Origin of the sequence: Paraburkholderia flava (assembly GCF_004359985.1) — a bacterium.
GTDB lineage: Bacteria > Pseudomonadota > Gammaproteobacteria > Burkholderiales > Burkholderiaceae > Paraburkholderia > Paraburkholderia flava.
Genome location: NZ_SMRO01000002.1, coordinates 1,021,645 through 1,036,439 on the forward strand (window position 1 = coordinate 1,021,645; position 14,795 = coordinate 1,036,439).

11 protein-coding genes and 1 tRNA gene are annotated in these 14,795 nt (G+C 61.4%); 9 read left to right on the forward strand and 3 right to left on the reverse strand.

Annotation, left to right across the window (positions count from 1 at the left end; translation table 11 throughout):
- Positions 1-87 precede the first annotated feature (87 nt).
- Complete coding sequence (ppk1, locus tag E1748_RS16020; protein WP_133648174.1) at positions 88-2,151, reverse strand: polyphosphate kinase 1; 2,064 nt, start codon at positions 2,149-2,151, stop codon at positions 88-90.
- A gap of 201 nt (positions 2,152-2,352) precedes the next feature.
- Here ppk1 and ppx point away from each other — a divergent pair, with 201 nt between their 5' ends.
- Complete coding sequence (gene ppx, locus E1748_RS16025; RefSeq protein ID WP_240766644.1) at positions 2,353-3,939, forward strand: exopolyphosphatase; 1,587 nt, start codon at positions 2,353-2,355, stop codon at positions 3,937-3,939.
- 149 nt (positions 3,940-4,088) lie between these two features.
- Here ppx and E1748_RS16030 read toward each other — a convergent pair whose 3' ends face one another.
- Entirely contained in the window at positions 4,089-4,904 is an 816-nt protein-coding gene (locus tag E1748_RS16030; RefSeq protein WP_133648176.1) for a GNAT family N-acetyltransferase, read from the reverse strand.
- A gap of 185 nt (positions 4,905-5,089) precedes the next feature.
- Entirely contained in the window at positions 5,090-5,548 is a 459-nt protein-coding gene (locus E1748_RS16035; RefSeq protein WP_133648177.1) for a SixA phosphatase family protein, read from the reverse strand.
- Between the two features lie 187 nt (positions 5,549-5,735).
- Between E1748_RS16035 and E1748_RS16040 the strand changes: the two genes are divergently transcribed.
- From E1748_RS16040 to E1748_RS16075, 8 genes are all read left to right on the forward strand, one after another.
- A tRNA-Pro gene (locus tag E1748_RS16040) sits at positions 5,736-5,812 on the forward strand.
- 1,107 nt (positions 5,813-6,919) lie between these two features.
- Positions 6,920-7,615, forward strand: coding sequence for an energy transducer TonB (locus tag E1748_RS16045; RefSeq protein ID WP_133649390.1), 696 nt, complete (start codon positions 6,920-6,922; stop codon positions 7,613-7,615).
- A 75-nt stretch (positions 7,616-7,690) separates the two neighbouring features.
- On the forward strand, positions 7,691-8,590 hold the full coding sequence (locus tag E1748_RS16050) for a MotA/TolQ/ExbB proton channel family protein (RefSeq protein ID WP_133648178.1): 900 nt from the start codon (positions 7,691-7,693) through the stop codon (positions 8,588-8,590).
- A 12-nt stretch (positions 8,591-8,602) separates the two neighbouring features.
- Entirely contained in the window at positions 8,603-9,028 is a 426-nt protein-coding gene (locus E1748_RS16055) for an ExbD/TolR family protein (protein WP_133648179.1), read from the forward strand.
- Positions 9,029-9,163: 135 nt separating this feature from the next.
- Positions 9,164-9,595, forward strand: a complete 432-nt coding sequence (locus tag E1748_RS16060; protein WP_133648180.1) for an ExbD/TolR family protein — start codon at positions 9,164-9,166, stop codon at positions 9,593-9,595.
- A 10-nt stretch (positions 9,596-9,605) separates the two neighbouring features.
- Positions 9,606-10,814, forward strand: a complete 1,209-nt coding sequence (locus E1748_RS16065) for a tetratricopeptide repeat protein (protein WP_133648181.1) — start codon at positions 9,606-9,608, stop codon at positions 10,812-10,814.
- A 253-nt stretch (positions 10,815-11,067) separates the two neighbouring features.
- Entirely contained in the window at positions 11,068-11,643 is a 576-nt protein-coding gene (locus E1748_RS16070) for a helix-turn-helix domain-containing protein (RefSeq protein ID WP_133648182.1), read from the forward strand.
- Positions 11,644-11,957: 314 nt separating this feature from the next.
- Entirely contained in the window at positions 11,958-14,720 is a 2,763-nt protein-coding gene (locus E1748_RS16075; RefSeq protein ID WP_133648183.1) for a TonB-dependent receptor, read from the forward strand.
- The last annotated feature ends 75 nt before the right edge of the window (positions 14,721-14,795 follow it).

Sequence of the window (14,795 nt, forward strand, 5' to 3'; positions counted from 1 at the left end):
GCAGGCAGAACGCCGGCCGGGTTGATCAACTGAGCGGCCACCGAAGCTTCGCAACCGCGTCGCGCTCCCTGCCGCTGACCGTGGCTGCTACGAACAGAACTTCGTCAGCAAACTCATCTGCGCATTGCGCGACGATTTGCCCGGACGCCGACGACGGTAGTGCCCATCGCTTTGCATCAACCACGCAGACTGGTTATCCCCGAGAAACGCGGACAAGCCTTCGGCAATCACACGCCGCTTAAGCCGCCGGTTATTGATCGGAAACGCCACTTCCACACGCCGGAACAGATTCCGATCCATCCAGTCCGCGCTGGACAGAAAGACCTGCTCCTTGCCGCCGTCATAGAAGTAGTAGATCCGGTGATGCTCAAGAAAGCGTCCGACGATCGAACGCACCGTGATGTTCTCCGACAACCCCGACACACCCGGTTGCAGCGAGCACACACCACGCACAATCAAATCGATCTTCACACCCGCCTGCGAAGCTTCATAAAGCTCGGCGATCACCGTCGGCTCAAGTAGCGCATTCATCTTCGCAACGATGCGCGCCTTCTTGCCCGCTCGCGCGTTCTCGGCCTCAGCACGAATCGCCGCAACGAGCTTCGGATGCAGCGTGAACGGCGACTGCCACAGCTCATGCAACGCGAGTTCGCCGCCGATGCCGGTCAACTGCTGGAACACGTGATGGACGTCTTCGCAGATCTGCTGATCCGCCGTCATCAGACCGAAGTCGGTGTACAGACGCGCGGTACGCGGGTGATAGTTGCCGGTGCCGAGGTGCACGTAGCGCTTCAGCACCGACTTGCCGCCCGCCGACACGCGCCGCACGATCAGCATCATCTTCGCGTGGCACTTGTGGCCCACGACGCCGTACACCACATGCGCGCCCACCGCCTCGAGCTGTGCAGCCCAGTTGATGTTGGTTTCCTCGTCGAAGCGCGCGAGCAGTTCGACGACCACGGTGACTTCCTTGCCGTTGCGCGCGGCCTGCATCAGCGCGTCCATCAGGGGCGAGTCGGTGCCGGTGCGATAGATGGTCTGCTTGATCGCGACGACGTTCGGATCTTTCGCCGCCTGCAGCAGCAGTTCGAGTACCGGCTGGAAGCTCTCGTACGGATGATGCAGCAGCACGTCGCCCTGATCGATCACATCGAACAGGCTCGCGCTATTGGAAACCTGCGCAGGAATCGCCGGGATGTGCGGGACGAATTTCAGATCGGGCCGGTCGACCATCTCGGGCAACTGCATCAGCCGCACGAGATTCACCGGACCATCGACGTAGTAGCAATCCTTTTCCTGCAGCGCGCTCTCGTCGAGCAGCCGGCGGGCGAGATGCGACGGTGTTTCTGCCGACACCTCGAGCCGCACCGCATTGCCCAGATGGCGTGCGGGCAGTTCGCCCTGCAGCGCGACGCGCAGGTTGGTGATTTCGTCTTCGTCGACGAACAGTTCGCTGTTGCGCGTGATGCGGAACTGGTTGCAGCTGCGCACGACGAGATTCGGAAACAGCTCGCCGACAAAACGCTGCAGCAGCGAGCTCAGCAGCACGAAGCCATGCGGATAACCCGACAGTTCCTCCGGCATCCGCACGAGCCGCGGCAGCGCGCGCGGCGCCTGCACAATGCCCATCAACGCCTGGCGGCCGAATGCGTCCTTGCCTTCCAGCTCGAGGACGAAGTTCAGGCTCTTGTTGAGCACGCGCGGAAACGGGTGCGCCGGATCGAGGCCGATCGGCGTGAGCACCGGCAGCAGCTCGTCGATGAAATACTGGCGCGCCCACGCGGTCTGCGCTTCGTTCCACGCTTCGGTGCCGTGGAAGTGGATGCCTTCGTGTTCGAGCGCGGGCAGCACGATCTCGTGCAGCATCGTGTATTGCCGGTGCACGAGCTTCTGCGCCCGTTCGACGACCAGGTCGTACACATGCTGCAGCGACATGCCGTCGGGCGACAGCGCGCCCGGGTTGTCGCGCATCTGCTCGTGCAGGCCGGCCATGCGGACTTCGAAGAATTCGTCGAGGTTGCTACTGGTGATGCAGATGAAGCGCAGGCGTTCGAGCAGCGGCACGGCGGGGTCTGCAGCCTGCGCCAGCACGCGCTCGTTGAAACCCAGAATGCCCAGCTCGCGATTGAGAAGAGGGTAGCGGTTGGACATCGGCAGCGAGAAAGGAAGATCGGAAGAGGGGGTAAAGGGTCGCTCGGAAACTCTCACAGATCGATGAAATTTTTATGACATTCGGAATGTCATAAATTTTACGCCGTATTCGTGCTTTGTCTTAATTAAGACGCAGTGCGATGTGACGATAAGGCACTCAATCCCCCCGAGAGTGACATCGTGAGGTCCAGTCCGCTTAGAATGGCGACTTTAAATAGCGCCGCAACCGGTCAGATGGCGGCGCTCGCGCGTATGGAGTCCGCCCAATCGATGGTCAAATCTTCGCAACTCCTCGCCGCAGTCGATCTCGGTTCGAACAGCTTCCGGCTGATCGTCGGCCGGATCGAGGAAACCGACGCAGGCAGCCAGATCTACCAGGTGGACGCGCTCCGCGAGTCCGTGCGGCTGGCGGCCGGCCTCGGGCGGGACAAGTTGCTCGACCGCGCGTCGCAGGTGCGGGGTTGGGATGCGCTGAAGCGTTTCGGCGAACGTCTGCGCGATTTCCATCCGGATCATGTGCGGGCGGTCGCAACCAACACGCTGCGCGTCGCGAAGAATGCCGGCGAATTTCTCGTCGAGGCCCAGGCGGCGCTCGGCTTCCCGATCGAAGTGATCGCCGGGCGGGAAGAGGCGCGGCTGATCTACGCGGGCGCGGCGCATTCGGTGCCGGCGAGCGCGGGCAAGCGGCTGGTGGTCGACATCGGCGGCGGCTCGACGGAATTCATCATCGGTTCGCACTACACGCCGATCAAGATGGAAAGCCTGTACATCGGCTGCGTGAGTCATAGCCGCGCATTCTTCCCAGCCGGCAACGTCGACGAATACACGATGCGTCAGGCCGAACTCGCGGCCACGCGCGAAATCCAGATCATCTCGAACGAATACCGCAAGACCGGCTGGGAGCAGGCGATCGGCTCGTCGGGCACCGCGCGCGCGCTGGCCGAACTCGTCGAGGCGAACGGCTTCAACGATCCGGGCATCACGCACGGCATCTCGCGCGGCGGCCTCGAAAAGCTGCGACGCGCGCTGATCAAGGCGGAGAACGTGAACCGGCTGAAGCTCGTCGCGCTGAAGTCGGATCGCATACCAGTGCTGGCGGGCGGGCTGTCCATCATGCTCGCGGTCTTCGACGAACTCGGCATCGACTATGTCGACACCACCGACGGCGCGCTGCGTCTCGGCGTGCTGTACGACCTGCTCGGCCGTTCGCAGCACGAAGACATGCGGACCGTGACCGTCGAAGGATTCATGCGACGTTACGGGATCGATCGCGCGCAGGCCGCGCGGATCGGCGAACTCGCGATCCGTTTCTACGATCAGTTCGACGAACCCGATGCGGAACGTCGCACTGAAAACCGGATGTTTATCGGCTGGGCGGCCGCGTTGCACGAGATCGGCCTGTCGATCTCGCACAGCGCGTATCACAAGCACTCGGCATATATCGCCAGCAACGCGGACATGCCCGGCTTTTCGCGCACCGACCAGGCGCGCCTCGCCGCGCTGGTGCTGGGCCATGCGGGCAAGCTCGGCAAGCTGTCGCAGACACGCGACGTCGAATGGCCGCTGCTGTTCTGTCTGCGCCTTGCATCGCTGCTGTGCCGTCGCCGTGCGGACGTCGGGCTGCCCGGCATTCGCGTCGCTCAAGCTGCGGGCGGCTACGAAGTGCGGCTGCCGCACGAGTGGGTCGAGAACAATCCGCTGACCGATTACAACCTGATCCAGGAAGCGGCGGAGTGGGAGAAGGTCGGGATTCCGTATCGGGTGGTGTATACGGACAAGGACGACTAGCGGGCCGGTTGGTGCGACGGCTACGGTCGGCTGCATGCTGCATGTGAAATGAAGAAGCCCGGCGGTGTTTTCGCCGGGCTTCTTTTTTGGTGGCTTGCTGGCGTCAGTGCTGGCTCGCGATCGCCGCGCGCCTGACGCCCAACGCATCATCACAGCACGTCGCCGAGGAAGTGCCGCGCATAGCGCGCGTTGATGTCGGACAGACGGAACAGCGTGAGAAAGTCTGCTGTGTTGAAGTCGGGATCCCAGGCGGGTGCGCCGCAGATCTTCGCGCCGAGCCGCAGGTAGCCCTTGATCAGCAGCGGCGGGGCGACGTCGGCGCCGGTGCGCAACTCGTCGACGGGCAGCGGTGTATGCGGGAACGCGCGATATTCGGGCGCCGTCAACGCGTTGTCGCGCAGCGAGCAGTACAGGTTGGCCGCGAAGTGGCCGCCGTCGGCCATCGCGACGCTCGCACAGCCGAGCATCGTTTCGTAGCCGTTGTGGCGCATGTACGAACCGAGACCGGCCCACAGCGACATGATCACCGAGCCGCTGCGGTAGTCGGGGTGCACACACGAACGGCCGACTTCGACCATCTTCGGACGCAGGTGCGTGAGACGCGACAGATCGAATTCGCTTTCCGCATACAGACGCCCGATGCGCGCGGCCTGATGCGGCGGCAGCACGCGATACGTGCCGACCACTTTCAGCGTGTCGAGGTCGCGGACGAGCAGGTGGTCGCAGTACGCATCGAATGCATCGACGTCGAGGCCGGCCGGGCCCGTGAGACGGGCGCCCATTTCATCGGCGAAAACGCGGAAGCGCAGGCGCTGGGCTTCACGAAGCTCTTCGTCGCTGCGCGCCCATGCAACTTGCAGGCGATGTTGCGCGGTGACGGTTTCTTCGGCGCGGGGCAGACGGCGACGCGGCTCCAGCGGGAGAATCGAGGCGAGGGGCAGGGTAGGCGTCGGCAGTTCTCGCATGTGGCGTTCCTTGGTGAAAAAGGTGGGCTGCACTTTTTCGCCAATGTAGTAATGGCCAGTGACGCTCGCATGGCAATGGGATGACGATTCGATGACGTGTCGTAAGCTTGACGTGTCGCGCATGCAGGCGGCATGCGGGTTTCCGGGTGGTTTCCTGGTGGTTGGCAGGTCGTTGCGGTTTGTCGTCAGATCAGGTCCGGCGAGATCGCCGCGCGCAGGACAGCCTGTCCGTCGCCGAGCCGGTCGCGGCTTTCTATCCACCAGATGCCCGCCTTCTTGACCGGCCAGCTCGCGCCGCTACCGGCGAGAAGCCGCGCGACGACGTGACCGAGCGTCGGCTGATGGCCAACCACGACGACGGTGCCCGCGATCCCGTCGGGCCAGCCGGCTGCCTCGAGCACGGCGGTCGCGCTTGCATCGGGCGCGATCTCGCGAATCACACGGTATTGATCGGTCAGCGATTCCGCTGTCTGTATCGTGCGCGCCGCCGGGCTCGCCAGAATCACCGCATCGGCCTCGATGCGGGCACGTAGCCACTTCGCGGCGTTCTGCGCCTGCTTGCGGCCGCGCGCGGTGAGCTGGCGGGCTAGATCGCTCGACGCGATGTCTTCGGCTTCGGCGTGACGCCAGAGGATGAGGTTCATCGGCTGTCTCCTTGTTTGTACGCGAGCGCGTGTGAGCTTCTGCGGTTCGCTAGCGGTTTGCTGTTCACGGGTGGACCGGAGTCCGCTGCGCACGTTCATTTGCGATCGCGCAACCCGTCAGTGAATTATCGTCCCGCGACATGGATTTGACGGCGGACCACGAACCCAGTTAGAATCGCCGATTCGTCGGAGCGTAGCGCAGCCTGGTAGCGCATCTGATTTGGGATCAGAGGGTCGTAGGTTCGAATCCTATCGCTCCGACCACGAAAAAAGCAGAAGGGCCCACGGTGTTTTGCCGTGGGCCCTTTTCTTTTGCTTCGATGCTTTTGTTCTGTGCTGCTTCGATGGGGTTCACGTGCGGTTCATCGACTCGATCGGTGTGCGGTGGGCGATCGTTTGTTCTTCTTGTTCGCAACGCGGTGCGCGCGACGTGTGTATCGGCGGCGGAAGCATCCGTAGTGCTGCCGCGATTGCGGTGCGCCCGTCAATGGCCGTTGAGCGAAGCCGCCTTCACCCATTCCTTTCAAATTAATTCCATTAAATTTCTTATTCGTAATTATTGAAAATGGAAATTGTAAGTGTTCTAAAAGACACATCTAGAGCGTTTATTCGAAATTCTCAGGGCGATTGATAACTGATTCGAATGCCTAATTAAATTGAGAGAAAGTGAGCTTTCGCGTGCCGAGCTTCTCCGTCGCCAAAGCACATCTTTACAGTTCACCAATCTGGCGCATACGCCCTGTAAACAAGGCGCAGAGCCGCTCAGTCAGGCCTTCCGGCCGTCGCGTTCCAACGTTTCCGCGTCCGTCGAAATAGGTGCACGCCGCTGCAATCCGAACGCATTCGATCCTCCAACGTCTTCACGGACGATTGACAAAATCCGTTCCATATTTGCTTTCAAATTTATAACCGGCCGGCTCAAGACTGCAAAAAAGTTTATTCCGGGCAAACTTCTTTTGCTCCCATCAAAAAAAGTTTGACCTTTGATTTTTTGTCCTGCTATCGTCGCCTCCCATGACGAACGGCCCACCCCTCAGGGGAGGGAACAGTCGCCGGACGCGGACCCCACGATCAGTTTCTCGAAGCGTGACCGCAGCCATATTTATAAATTAGTAATCCTGTCTATCAGGGTTTGTGCGGACCTGTAAATCGCGAGACGCCGATTGTTATCGACGCTCGGCGATGGACCGGGCATCGCACGGTGGGATGCGTGGAGCGAGACGTTGCCGATGTGAATCTACGGCATAAGTTTCGTACTCCAAAATATATGCGATATGACTTTCGATCGACCCGAAGCACGGATGTTGCGTACATGACGCGTTGCAGCGGTCGACGAAACGAACGGTTCGCGCTTGAGGAGCAATGGCAGGCATGAAAGTCGAAGGGCAACTACCTGCAGTTACCGCCCGGGTCGATCGTCCGGGGCGTCCGCGCGAGTTCGGTCGCAAGCAGCAGAGTCCCATGCGCCGCTTTGGCGGCATCGGTGCGGTTCTGCTGCTGCACATCGTGCTGATCTACGCACTTCTCAACGGTCTCGCGACGAAGGTCGTGCAGGTCATCCAGCATCCGATCGAAACCAAGATCATCGAGCCGGTGAAGCCACCGCCACCGCCGCCGATTCCTACGGTCCAGTTGCCGCCGCCGAAGTTCGCACCGCCGCCGCCGCCGTTCGTGCCGCCGCCCGAGGTGCCGGTGCAGGCGCCGCCGCAACAGACCATTACTCACCAGGCCACGCCCGTCGTATCGGCGCCGGCAGTACCCGCACCCGTTGCGGCGACGCCTGCGAAGGCGCCGAGCACGGAAGTGGGCGTGGTGTGTCCGAATTCCGATCAGATCCGTTCGTCGATTCGCTATCCGAAGGAAGCGCAGGAAAACAACGTGACGGGCGATGTCCTCATTGAGTTTGTCGTCGATCCGCAGGGTCACGTGACGAATGAGCACGTCGCGAAGTCCTCCGAGGACTCGTCGCTGGATCGCGCAGCATTCAACGCAGTCAAGCAGTTCAATTGCATTTCGCAAGGCCAGGCTGTTCGTGTGCAGGTTCCGTTCTCGTTCAACCTGAATTGAGCACACTGGTCGTACGGTACCGGTAGCGATGTATTAGTCCGGATTTACAAGTTCAACGAATGAACTGGAGCAGGTATGAAGACGCGTACTCTAGCCGCGCTGGCGGCAAGCATGTTGATCGCTGTAACCTCGGTGGGCACGCTCATCGCACCGCAGCTTGCCCACGCGCAGGCCAGTGATGCGGCGGCGACCGCCTCCGCCGTGACGGCAGCGCCGCAGACTGCACAGGCCGCGGCGCCGGCGGCGGACCAGCCGGTGCCGCCACCCGCGCCGGCAACCTCGGAGACGGTGACCAACCCGTATGGGCTCGGTGCGTTGTGGAAGAACGGCGACTTCGTCGCGCGTTTCGTGCTGATCCTGCTGGTGCTCATGTCGATGGGTAGCTGGTACATCATGATCACCAAGTTCTTCGAGCAGTTCCGTGCAAACCGTCGCGCAAAGAGCGCCGACGAACAATTGTGGACCGCCCCGTCGCTGACCGAAGGCGCGAAGCTGCTCGATGAATCGTCGCCGTTCCGCTTCATCGCCGAAACCGCGATCGAAGCCGGTGAACATCATGACGAAGCGCTGCTCGAAGCGGTCGATCGCAACACGTGGATCGATACGTCGGTCGAGCGTGCGATCACCAGCGTATCGAATCGATTGCAGGACGGTTTGGCCTTCCTCGGTACGGTCGGGTCGACGGCACCGTTCGTCGGATTGTTCGGTACCGTGTGGGGGATTTATCACGCGTTGACGGCAATCGGTATCGCCGGGCAGGCTTCGATCGATAAGGTCGCAGGCCCCGTCGGCGAAGCGCTGATCATGACGGCGATCGGTCTCGCCGTCGCGGTGCCCGCTGTGCTCGGCTACAACTTCCTCGTTCGCCGCAACAAGTCCGTGATGGAACGCGTCCGCACGTTCGGCGCGCAACTGCATACGGTTCTGCTCGCCGGGACGAAGCGGTCGGCGCGTCAGGCATCGCTGGCTCAATAAGCGGAGTCGATCATGGCGATGAGCGTGGGGCAGGAAGGCGATAGCGACGAGGTGATTTCCAGCATCAACACTACGCCGCTCGTCGACGTGATGCTGGTGCTGCTGATCATCTTCCTGATCACGATTCCGGTGGTCACGCACACGGTGCCGGTGCAGTTGCCGAAGGAAACGATCCAGCCGCTGCAGACGACGCCGAAGAGCATCGTGATCGCGGTGAACCGCGACGGCGATTTCTTCTGGAACGAGAAGCTCATCGATGCGCCGACGCTGCTGACCCAGCTGAAAACCGTTTCGGTGATGATGCCGCAACCGGAAGTGCACGTTCGCGGCGACCAGAACACGCGTTATGAATTTATCGGTCGCGTGATTACTGCCTGCGAACGGGCGGGTATTGCGAAGGTTTCGTTTATCACGGAGCCGCCGGCGCGTGGTGGGTAGTTGAGGTCGAGCGCCTGAGTAAGCGCTAAAGCGCTAAGTGGGGCCGACCGCCTGAGTAAGTGCTGAAGCACTAACTCAGGCATGGGATGGGACTAAGTGCTAAAGCACTAAGTCCCATCGACAGGAGAAAACAACATGGGCATGAACGTATCGTCAGGCGGCGGAAGCAGCGAGCCGGAAGTGATGGTCGACATCAACACCACGCCGTTGATCGACGTGATGCTGGTGCTGCTGATCATGCTGATCATCACGATCCCGATCCAGACGCACGCGATCAAGATGAATCTGCCGATCGGCAATCCGCCGCCACCCGCTGTGCAACCGGAAGTCGTGCAGATCGATATCGACTTCGACGGCACGACGACGTGGAACGGTGTGCTGGTGCCGGACCGTGCCGCGCTCGAGTCGAAGCTCTCGCAGATCGCGGCCGAACCGGTGCAGGCGGAAATCCATCTGCGCCCGAACAAGCTGGTGCCATACAAGGACGTCGCCGCTGTGATGGCATCGGCGCAACGTCTCGGCGCGACGAAGATCGGTTTGATCGGCAACGAACAGTACATGCAATAAGGAAGCAGCAATGCGAGCGATTCATCAACGGTTCAGGCACGTCGCCGTCGCAATGGCACTCGGCGGGCTGTCCGCACTTGCCGTATGGTCCGCGCCGTCGTTGGCGGCGGACACGTTGCGTCCCGACGTCGCGAAACCGCTGAATGCCGCGCAGGATCTCTATCGCGCGCACAAGTACAAGGATGCACTGGGGAAGATCGATCAGGCCGCTGCAGTGCCCGGCAAGACGCCCTATGAAACGTACATGATCGAGGAAATGCGCGGTGCCGCTGCGGCGGCAGCCGGCGAGTCGGGTATTGCCGCGCAGGCCTACGAAACGCTGCTGAACTCCGGCCAGCTGAAGGGCGCGGACGAACAGCGCACGACCGCCGCGCTCGCAGGCATTTACTTCCAGCAAAAGAATTACGCGCAGGCCGTCAAGATCGCGCAGCGCTACCAGAAGGAAGGCGGCACCGATCCCGACATGCGGACGCTGCTCGTGCAGTCGTATTACCTGTCGAACGATTGCGCGAACGTGGTGAGCGCACTCAAACCCGGCATCGATGCGGCGACGCGCGCCGGTCACGCGCCGGACGAGTCGCAATTGCAGTTGCTCGCAACCTGCGCGCAACGTGTGAAGGACGACACCGCGTATCGCGGCGCTCTCGAAAAACTGGTCGCGTATTACCCGAAGCAGTCGTACTGGGCGGATCTGTTCCAGGCGATTCGCAGCAAGCCGCGCTATTCGTCGGCACTGGACATCGACACCTACCGGTTGCGCCGCGCAACCGGGTCACTCAACACTGCCGACGACTACATGGAGATGACCCAGCTCGCGATCGTCGCCGGCACGACGGCCGAAGGCAAGCAGGTCATCGATCAGGGGTTCTCTAGCGGCGTACTGGGTCACGACGCGCAGGCGGATCGCGAGAAGCGTCTGCAGGCGCTGGCGACGAAACGCGCGCAGGCACCCGCCGATGCCGCGAACCCCGTGGCTCCCGTCGACGCCGGCTTCAACCTCGTATTCGCGGGACAGGCCAAACAGGGCATCGCCGCGATGGAAGCCGCGATCGCGAAGGGCGGTCTCGATCATCCCGATCAGGCACAGCTGCATCTGGGCGTTGCGTACTACATCGCAGGACAGAAAGCGCGCGCCGTGCAGGTGTTCAAAACGGTCAAAGGCGAGGACGGTTCGGCCGATCTCGCGCGTTTGTGGGTTCTGGTCGCATCGAAGTCGTGATGGAAGCAGCGGTGGAGGCAGCAGTAAAAACAGCGATAAGAAAGCAGTAGAAAGCGACCCCAATGCGGTAGTCCGGCTCGACGCGTGAAGCACTCACGGTCGGTGCCGACTCGAAAGAGGAGGGTTTCATCTTCCAGACGATCTTCGCGGACGCGGATGCAAGGCGACTCTTTCAATGTGGCGTCGGACCTGCGGTTCGATCGATGGACTTCGCCATGTCAGGAAAACCTTGAATGCGGGACACAGATCTCCGATGACTTCTTCGCTCGCCGACAAGGCACAGATCGCACCGGATTTAGGCGAAAAGATACGTGTACTTCGCAAGAGGCTGAAGTGCACGCTGGATGAGACCGCGAGTGTGGCGGGTATTTCGAAGTCGTTTTTGTCGCAGATAGAGCGTGGGCACGCGACGCCGTCGGTCGCTTCGCTGGTGGGCATCGCGAAGGCGCTCGGCGTCACGGTGCAGTACTTCATCGATACGCCGACCGAAGCCCGATCGGTGCATCGCGGTAAAGAACTCAAGCTGTTCGGCTTTGCGGACACCGCGAATCTGTTCGGGCGCATGACGAACCTGTCGGTCGGCGGCCAGCTGGAAGCGATGCTGGTACGGATGCCGGTTGGAGAGCGATCGTCGGTGGTCTCGACGCGCGCGGACGAGGAATTCGTATACGTGGTGAGCGGCCGGATCTCGCTGACGCTGGAGCGCACCACCTTCGTGCTGGAGACCGGCGACAGCGCGCATTTTGCGTCGACCGTGCCTCATGAATGGTCGAATACCGCCGCCGAAGAAGCGGTGCTTGTCTGGGTAGGGACTCCGGCGCTGTTCTAGCGGCCGGTGGGTAGGGACTCCGGCGCTGTTCTAGCGGCCGGCCGGTTCGGCAACTAGTCGGGCAGAAAAGAAAACGCAGTGCAGCAGTAGAAAGAAGTCGGAAATCAGGCCGTTGTCTCAATGTAATAAATTAGTAGTCCGATTTTAATAAGAGAGTCCCCGTCAATCCAGTGAACGCCATAAGTGCGCGAGCAAAAAGTGCGGGGGGTGTGAGCGGAGCGCGGCATGTGCAGTTGCCGTGGATCGGGCGGAGAGGTCCATAAGACCGCTCCTCACTTACAGGCGTGACCTTACTGACAAGAGAAAGGGGAATCATGAAACAGCGAGCATTGGCGTTAGCCGTCAAAAGACTATTCTGGGCCGAGCTGGCGTTGTCGGCCGCAATGGCCGTGCCGGCTTTCGCACAAAGTCAGCCTCCCGCAGCGGGAGCCGCGGTAGACGCGACGACTACGGGTAGCACGCCGGCAGCGGCGGCCGCCGCTCCCGCGTCGGGAACTGCAGCGACACCGCCCGCGGCCACCGCCGCGACCAGCGATGCGACTGGCACCACGACCACGACCGGCAAAGGCAACGTTCAGCAGCTGAAGCGGTTCGAAGTCACCGGCTCGCTGATCCGTCAGTCCGACAAGGTTGGCTTCAACCAGGTGCAGACGGTTACGCAAAAAGACATCCAGAACAGCGGTGCGACGACCGTCGCCGATTTTCTGCGCGACACCTCGGCCAACTCGGCGAATAGCTGGAGCGAAGGCCAGTCGGGTAACTTTGCGGCGGGCGCCGCAGGTATCGCGCTGCGCGGTCTCAGCGAAAAATACACGCTGGTGCTGGTGGATGGGCAGCGTGTTGCACCGTTCGCATTCTTCTCGAACAGCGTCGACTCGTTCTTCGATCTGAACACGCTGCCGCTGAACGATATCGAGCGCATCGAAATCGTGAAGACCGGCGCGGTGTCGCAGTACGGATCGGACGCGGTTGCGGGTGTGGTCAACATCATCACGAAGCACAATTTCCAGGGGCTGCAGCTCGACGGCAGCTACGGCAGCGCGATCAATTCCGGTAACGGCGACGGCACGACCAAGTTCGGCGTGCTGGCCGGCTTCGGCGATCTCAACTCCGATCGTTTCAACGTGACGGCCGCCGCGAGCTACTACAAGTCGAACGGCTTCACGCTCGCGGACCGCGACTCGACGCGCAATCAGGATTTCACGAATCAGCCGGGCGGTCTCTCGCTGCTTTCGCCGTCGTACTGGAACGGCGCTAACGGCATCCAGGCGCTGTCCAATTGCGCGTACGGCGCCACGGTGCAGCCTGCAGCGACCAACTCGCTGACCGCGGGATCGCCGGGTACGGTGTGCGGACGCAACACCGCGGAAAACATGTCGATCGCTCCGATGATGGAGCGTTTCAACGCGAAGGTTCACGCCGACTTCAAGATCAACGATACGACGACGGCGTTCGGCGACTTCCTGATCAGCAGCAACACGACCACCACGAACGACGGTATCTGGGGCAACGTAGTCGGCAACCCGCAGAATCCGACGCTCATCATGAACCCGCAGACGAAGCTGCTCGAGCCGTTCAACATCAACGTGCCGGCCAGCAACCCGTACAACCCGTTCGGGGTGGCCACGCCGCTCACGTATTCGTTTCCGAACGGCATAGCGGAAAAAACGTATGCCACTTACTGGCGTGCGTCGACTGGCTTGAAGGGTTCGTTCAGCCTGCCGAACGGCGACTGGGATTGGGCGACGTCGGTCAGTCATTCGCAAAGCACGGTTTCGAACACGTACACGAACCAGATCAACACGAACGCGCTGACCAATATCTATCAGAACGGTACGTTTGATTTTGCGAATCCGGCTGCAACGCCCAACGGGTTGAACGGCCTGTACCAGGACGCGAACAACCTGGCGATCTCGAAGCTCGACACTGTCGATGCAACGCTGTCCACGCCGACGCTGTTCCATCTGCCGTCCGGCGACGTGGGCTTCGGTCTCGGTGCGCAGTTCACGCACCAGAGCGAAGTGATGAACCCAGGTGATGCGTTCGCATCGGGCCAGGTCATCAACCCGTTGCTGCAGACCGTGAACGGCCAGCGCAACGTCGCGGCCGTTTATTACCAGGTGGATATTCCGATCATCCACAACCTGACGTTCAGCCAGTCGGGTCGTTACGACCACTACAGCGATGTCGGCGGTGCGTTCTCGCCGCGCTTTGCACTGCGCTACCAGCCGGTTCAGGCGCTGACGATGTACACGTCGTATAGCCGTGGCTTCCGCGCGCCGACGTTCGTCGAGAACAGCAAATCGCAAACGCTGGGCATTCAGGTGGACCAGAACACCGGCCTGAACTACACGTCGATTACCGAGGGCAATCCGAATCTCGCACCGGAGCGCACGCGTAACTTCAACATCGGCTTCCAGATGTCGCCGACCCGTACGACGGACTTCGGTTTCGACTGGTACCGGATTCGCGTGGATAACGTGATTGGTCAGGGCTCGCCGTCGCAGACGGTGACCGATGCAAACGGCAACCTGCTGTACAGGGTGATTCCGTACGCGAACCTCGGTTACCTCGACACGAACGGCTTCGAAGGAACGTTCCGCCAGGCGTTGCCGACGAAGACCGTGGGCACGTTCACGCTGTCGGGTGACTGGGCCTACGTGAACAGCTTCAAGCTCGGCAGCCCGGGCAAGGCGCCGGTCAACGGTGCGGGTAACAACTACACGTTGACGCAACCGTTCGGCGGCAGCTTCCCGCGCTGGAGAGGCAACACCACGCTGGACTGGTCGTATCACAAGTTCGACGCTGCGCTGACGTGGCAGTTCACCGGCCCGTACGCACAGAATCTGCTGGCCGAGCCGAACAAGGTTGGTTCGTACAGCCAGTTCAATCTGATGGTGACGTACACGGGCTTCAAGCACTGGACCATCTTCGGCGGCATCGACAACATCTTCAATCGCACGCCGCCGTACGATCCGGTCTTCGCACAAGGCACGCTGGACCAGAACGGCTACGACCAGTCGATCTACACGTACATCGGTCGTTTTGCACAGATCGGCGCGACGTACAAGTTCTGACGTGTAGTAGCGGTAGAGCAGTTTAGGGTTGGTCGCTCCGGTTAGACCGGCGGACAACGGTCGGTTGTCCGCCGT

Excerpts from the sequence above, each read along its gene's own strand:
- E1748_RS16060 (WP_133648180.1), top strand. The coding sequence starts at position 9,164 with ATGGGCATGAACGTATCGTCAGGCGGCGGAAGCAGCGAGCCGGAAGTG.
- ppk1 (WP_133648174.1), bottom strand. The coding sequence starts at position 2,151 with ATGTCCAACCGCTACCCTCTTCTCAATCGCGAGCTGGGCATTCTGGGT.
- E1748_RS16035 (WP_133648177.1), bottom strand. The coding sequence starts at position 5,548 with ATGAACCTCATCCTCTGGCGTCACGCCGAAGCCGAAGACATCGCGTCG.
- E1748_RS16050 (WP_133648178.1), top strand. The coding sequence starts at position 7,691 with ATGAAGACGCGTACTCTAGCCGCGCTGGCGGCAAGCATGTTGATCGCT.
- ppx (WP_240766644.1), top strand. The coding sequence starts at position 2,353 with ATGGCGACTTTAAATAGCGCCGCAACCGGTCAGATGGCGGCGCTCGCG.
- E1748_RS16045 (WP_133649390.1), top strand. The coding sequence starts at position 6,920 with ATGAAAGTCGAAGGGCAACTACCTGCAGTTACCGCCCGGGTCGATCGT.
- E1748_RS16055 (WP_133648179.1), top strand. The coding sequence starts at position 8,603 with ATGGCGATGAGCGTGGGGCAGGAAGGCGATAGCGACGAGGTGATTTCC.
- E1748_RS16070 (WP_133648182.1), top strand. The coding sequence starts at position 11,068 with ATGACTTCTTCGCTCGCCGACAAGGCACAGATCGCACCGGATTTAGGC.
- E1748_RS16030 (WP_133648176.1), bottom strand. The coding sequence starts at position 4,904 with ATGCGAGAACTGCCGACGCCTACCCTGCCCCTCGCCTCGATTCTCCCG.
- E1748_RS16075 (WP_133648183.1), top strand. The coding sequence starts at position 11,958 with ATGAAACAGCGAGCATTGGCGTTAGCCGTCAAAAGACTATTCTGGGCC.
- E1748_RS16065 (WP_133648181.1), top strand. The coding sequence starts at position 9,606 with ATGCGAGCGATTCATCAACGGTTCAGGCACGTCGCCGTCGCAATGGCA.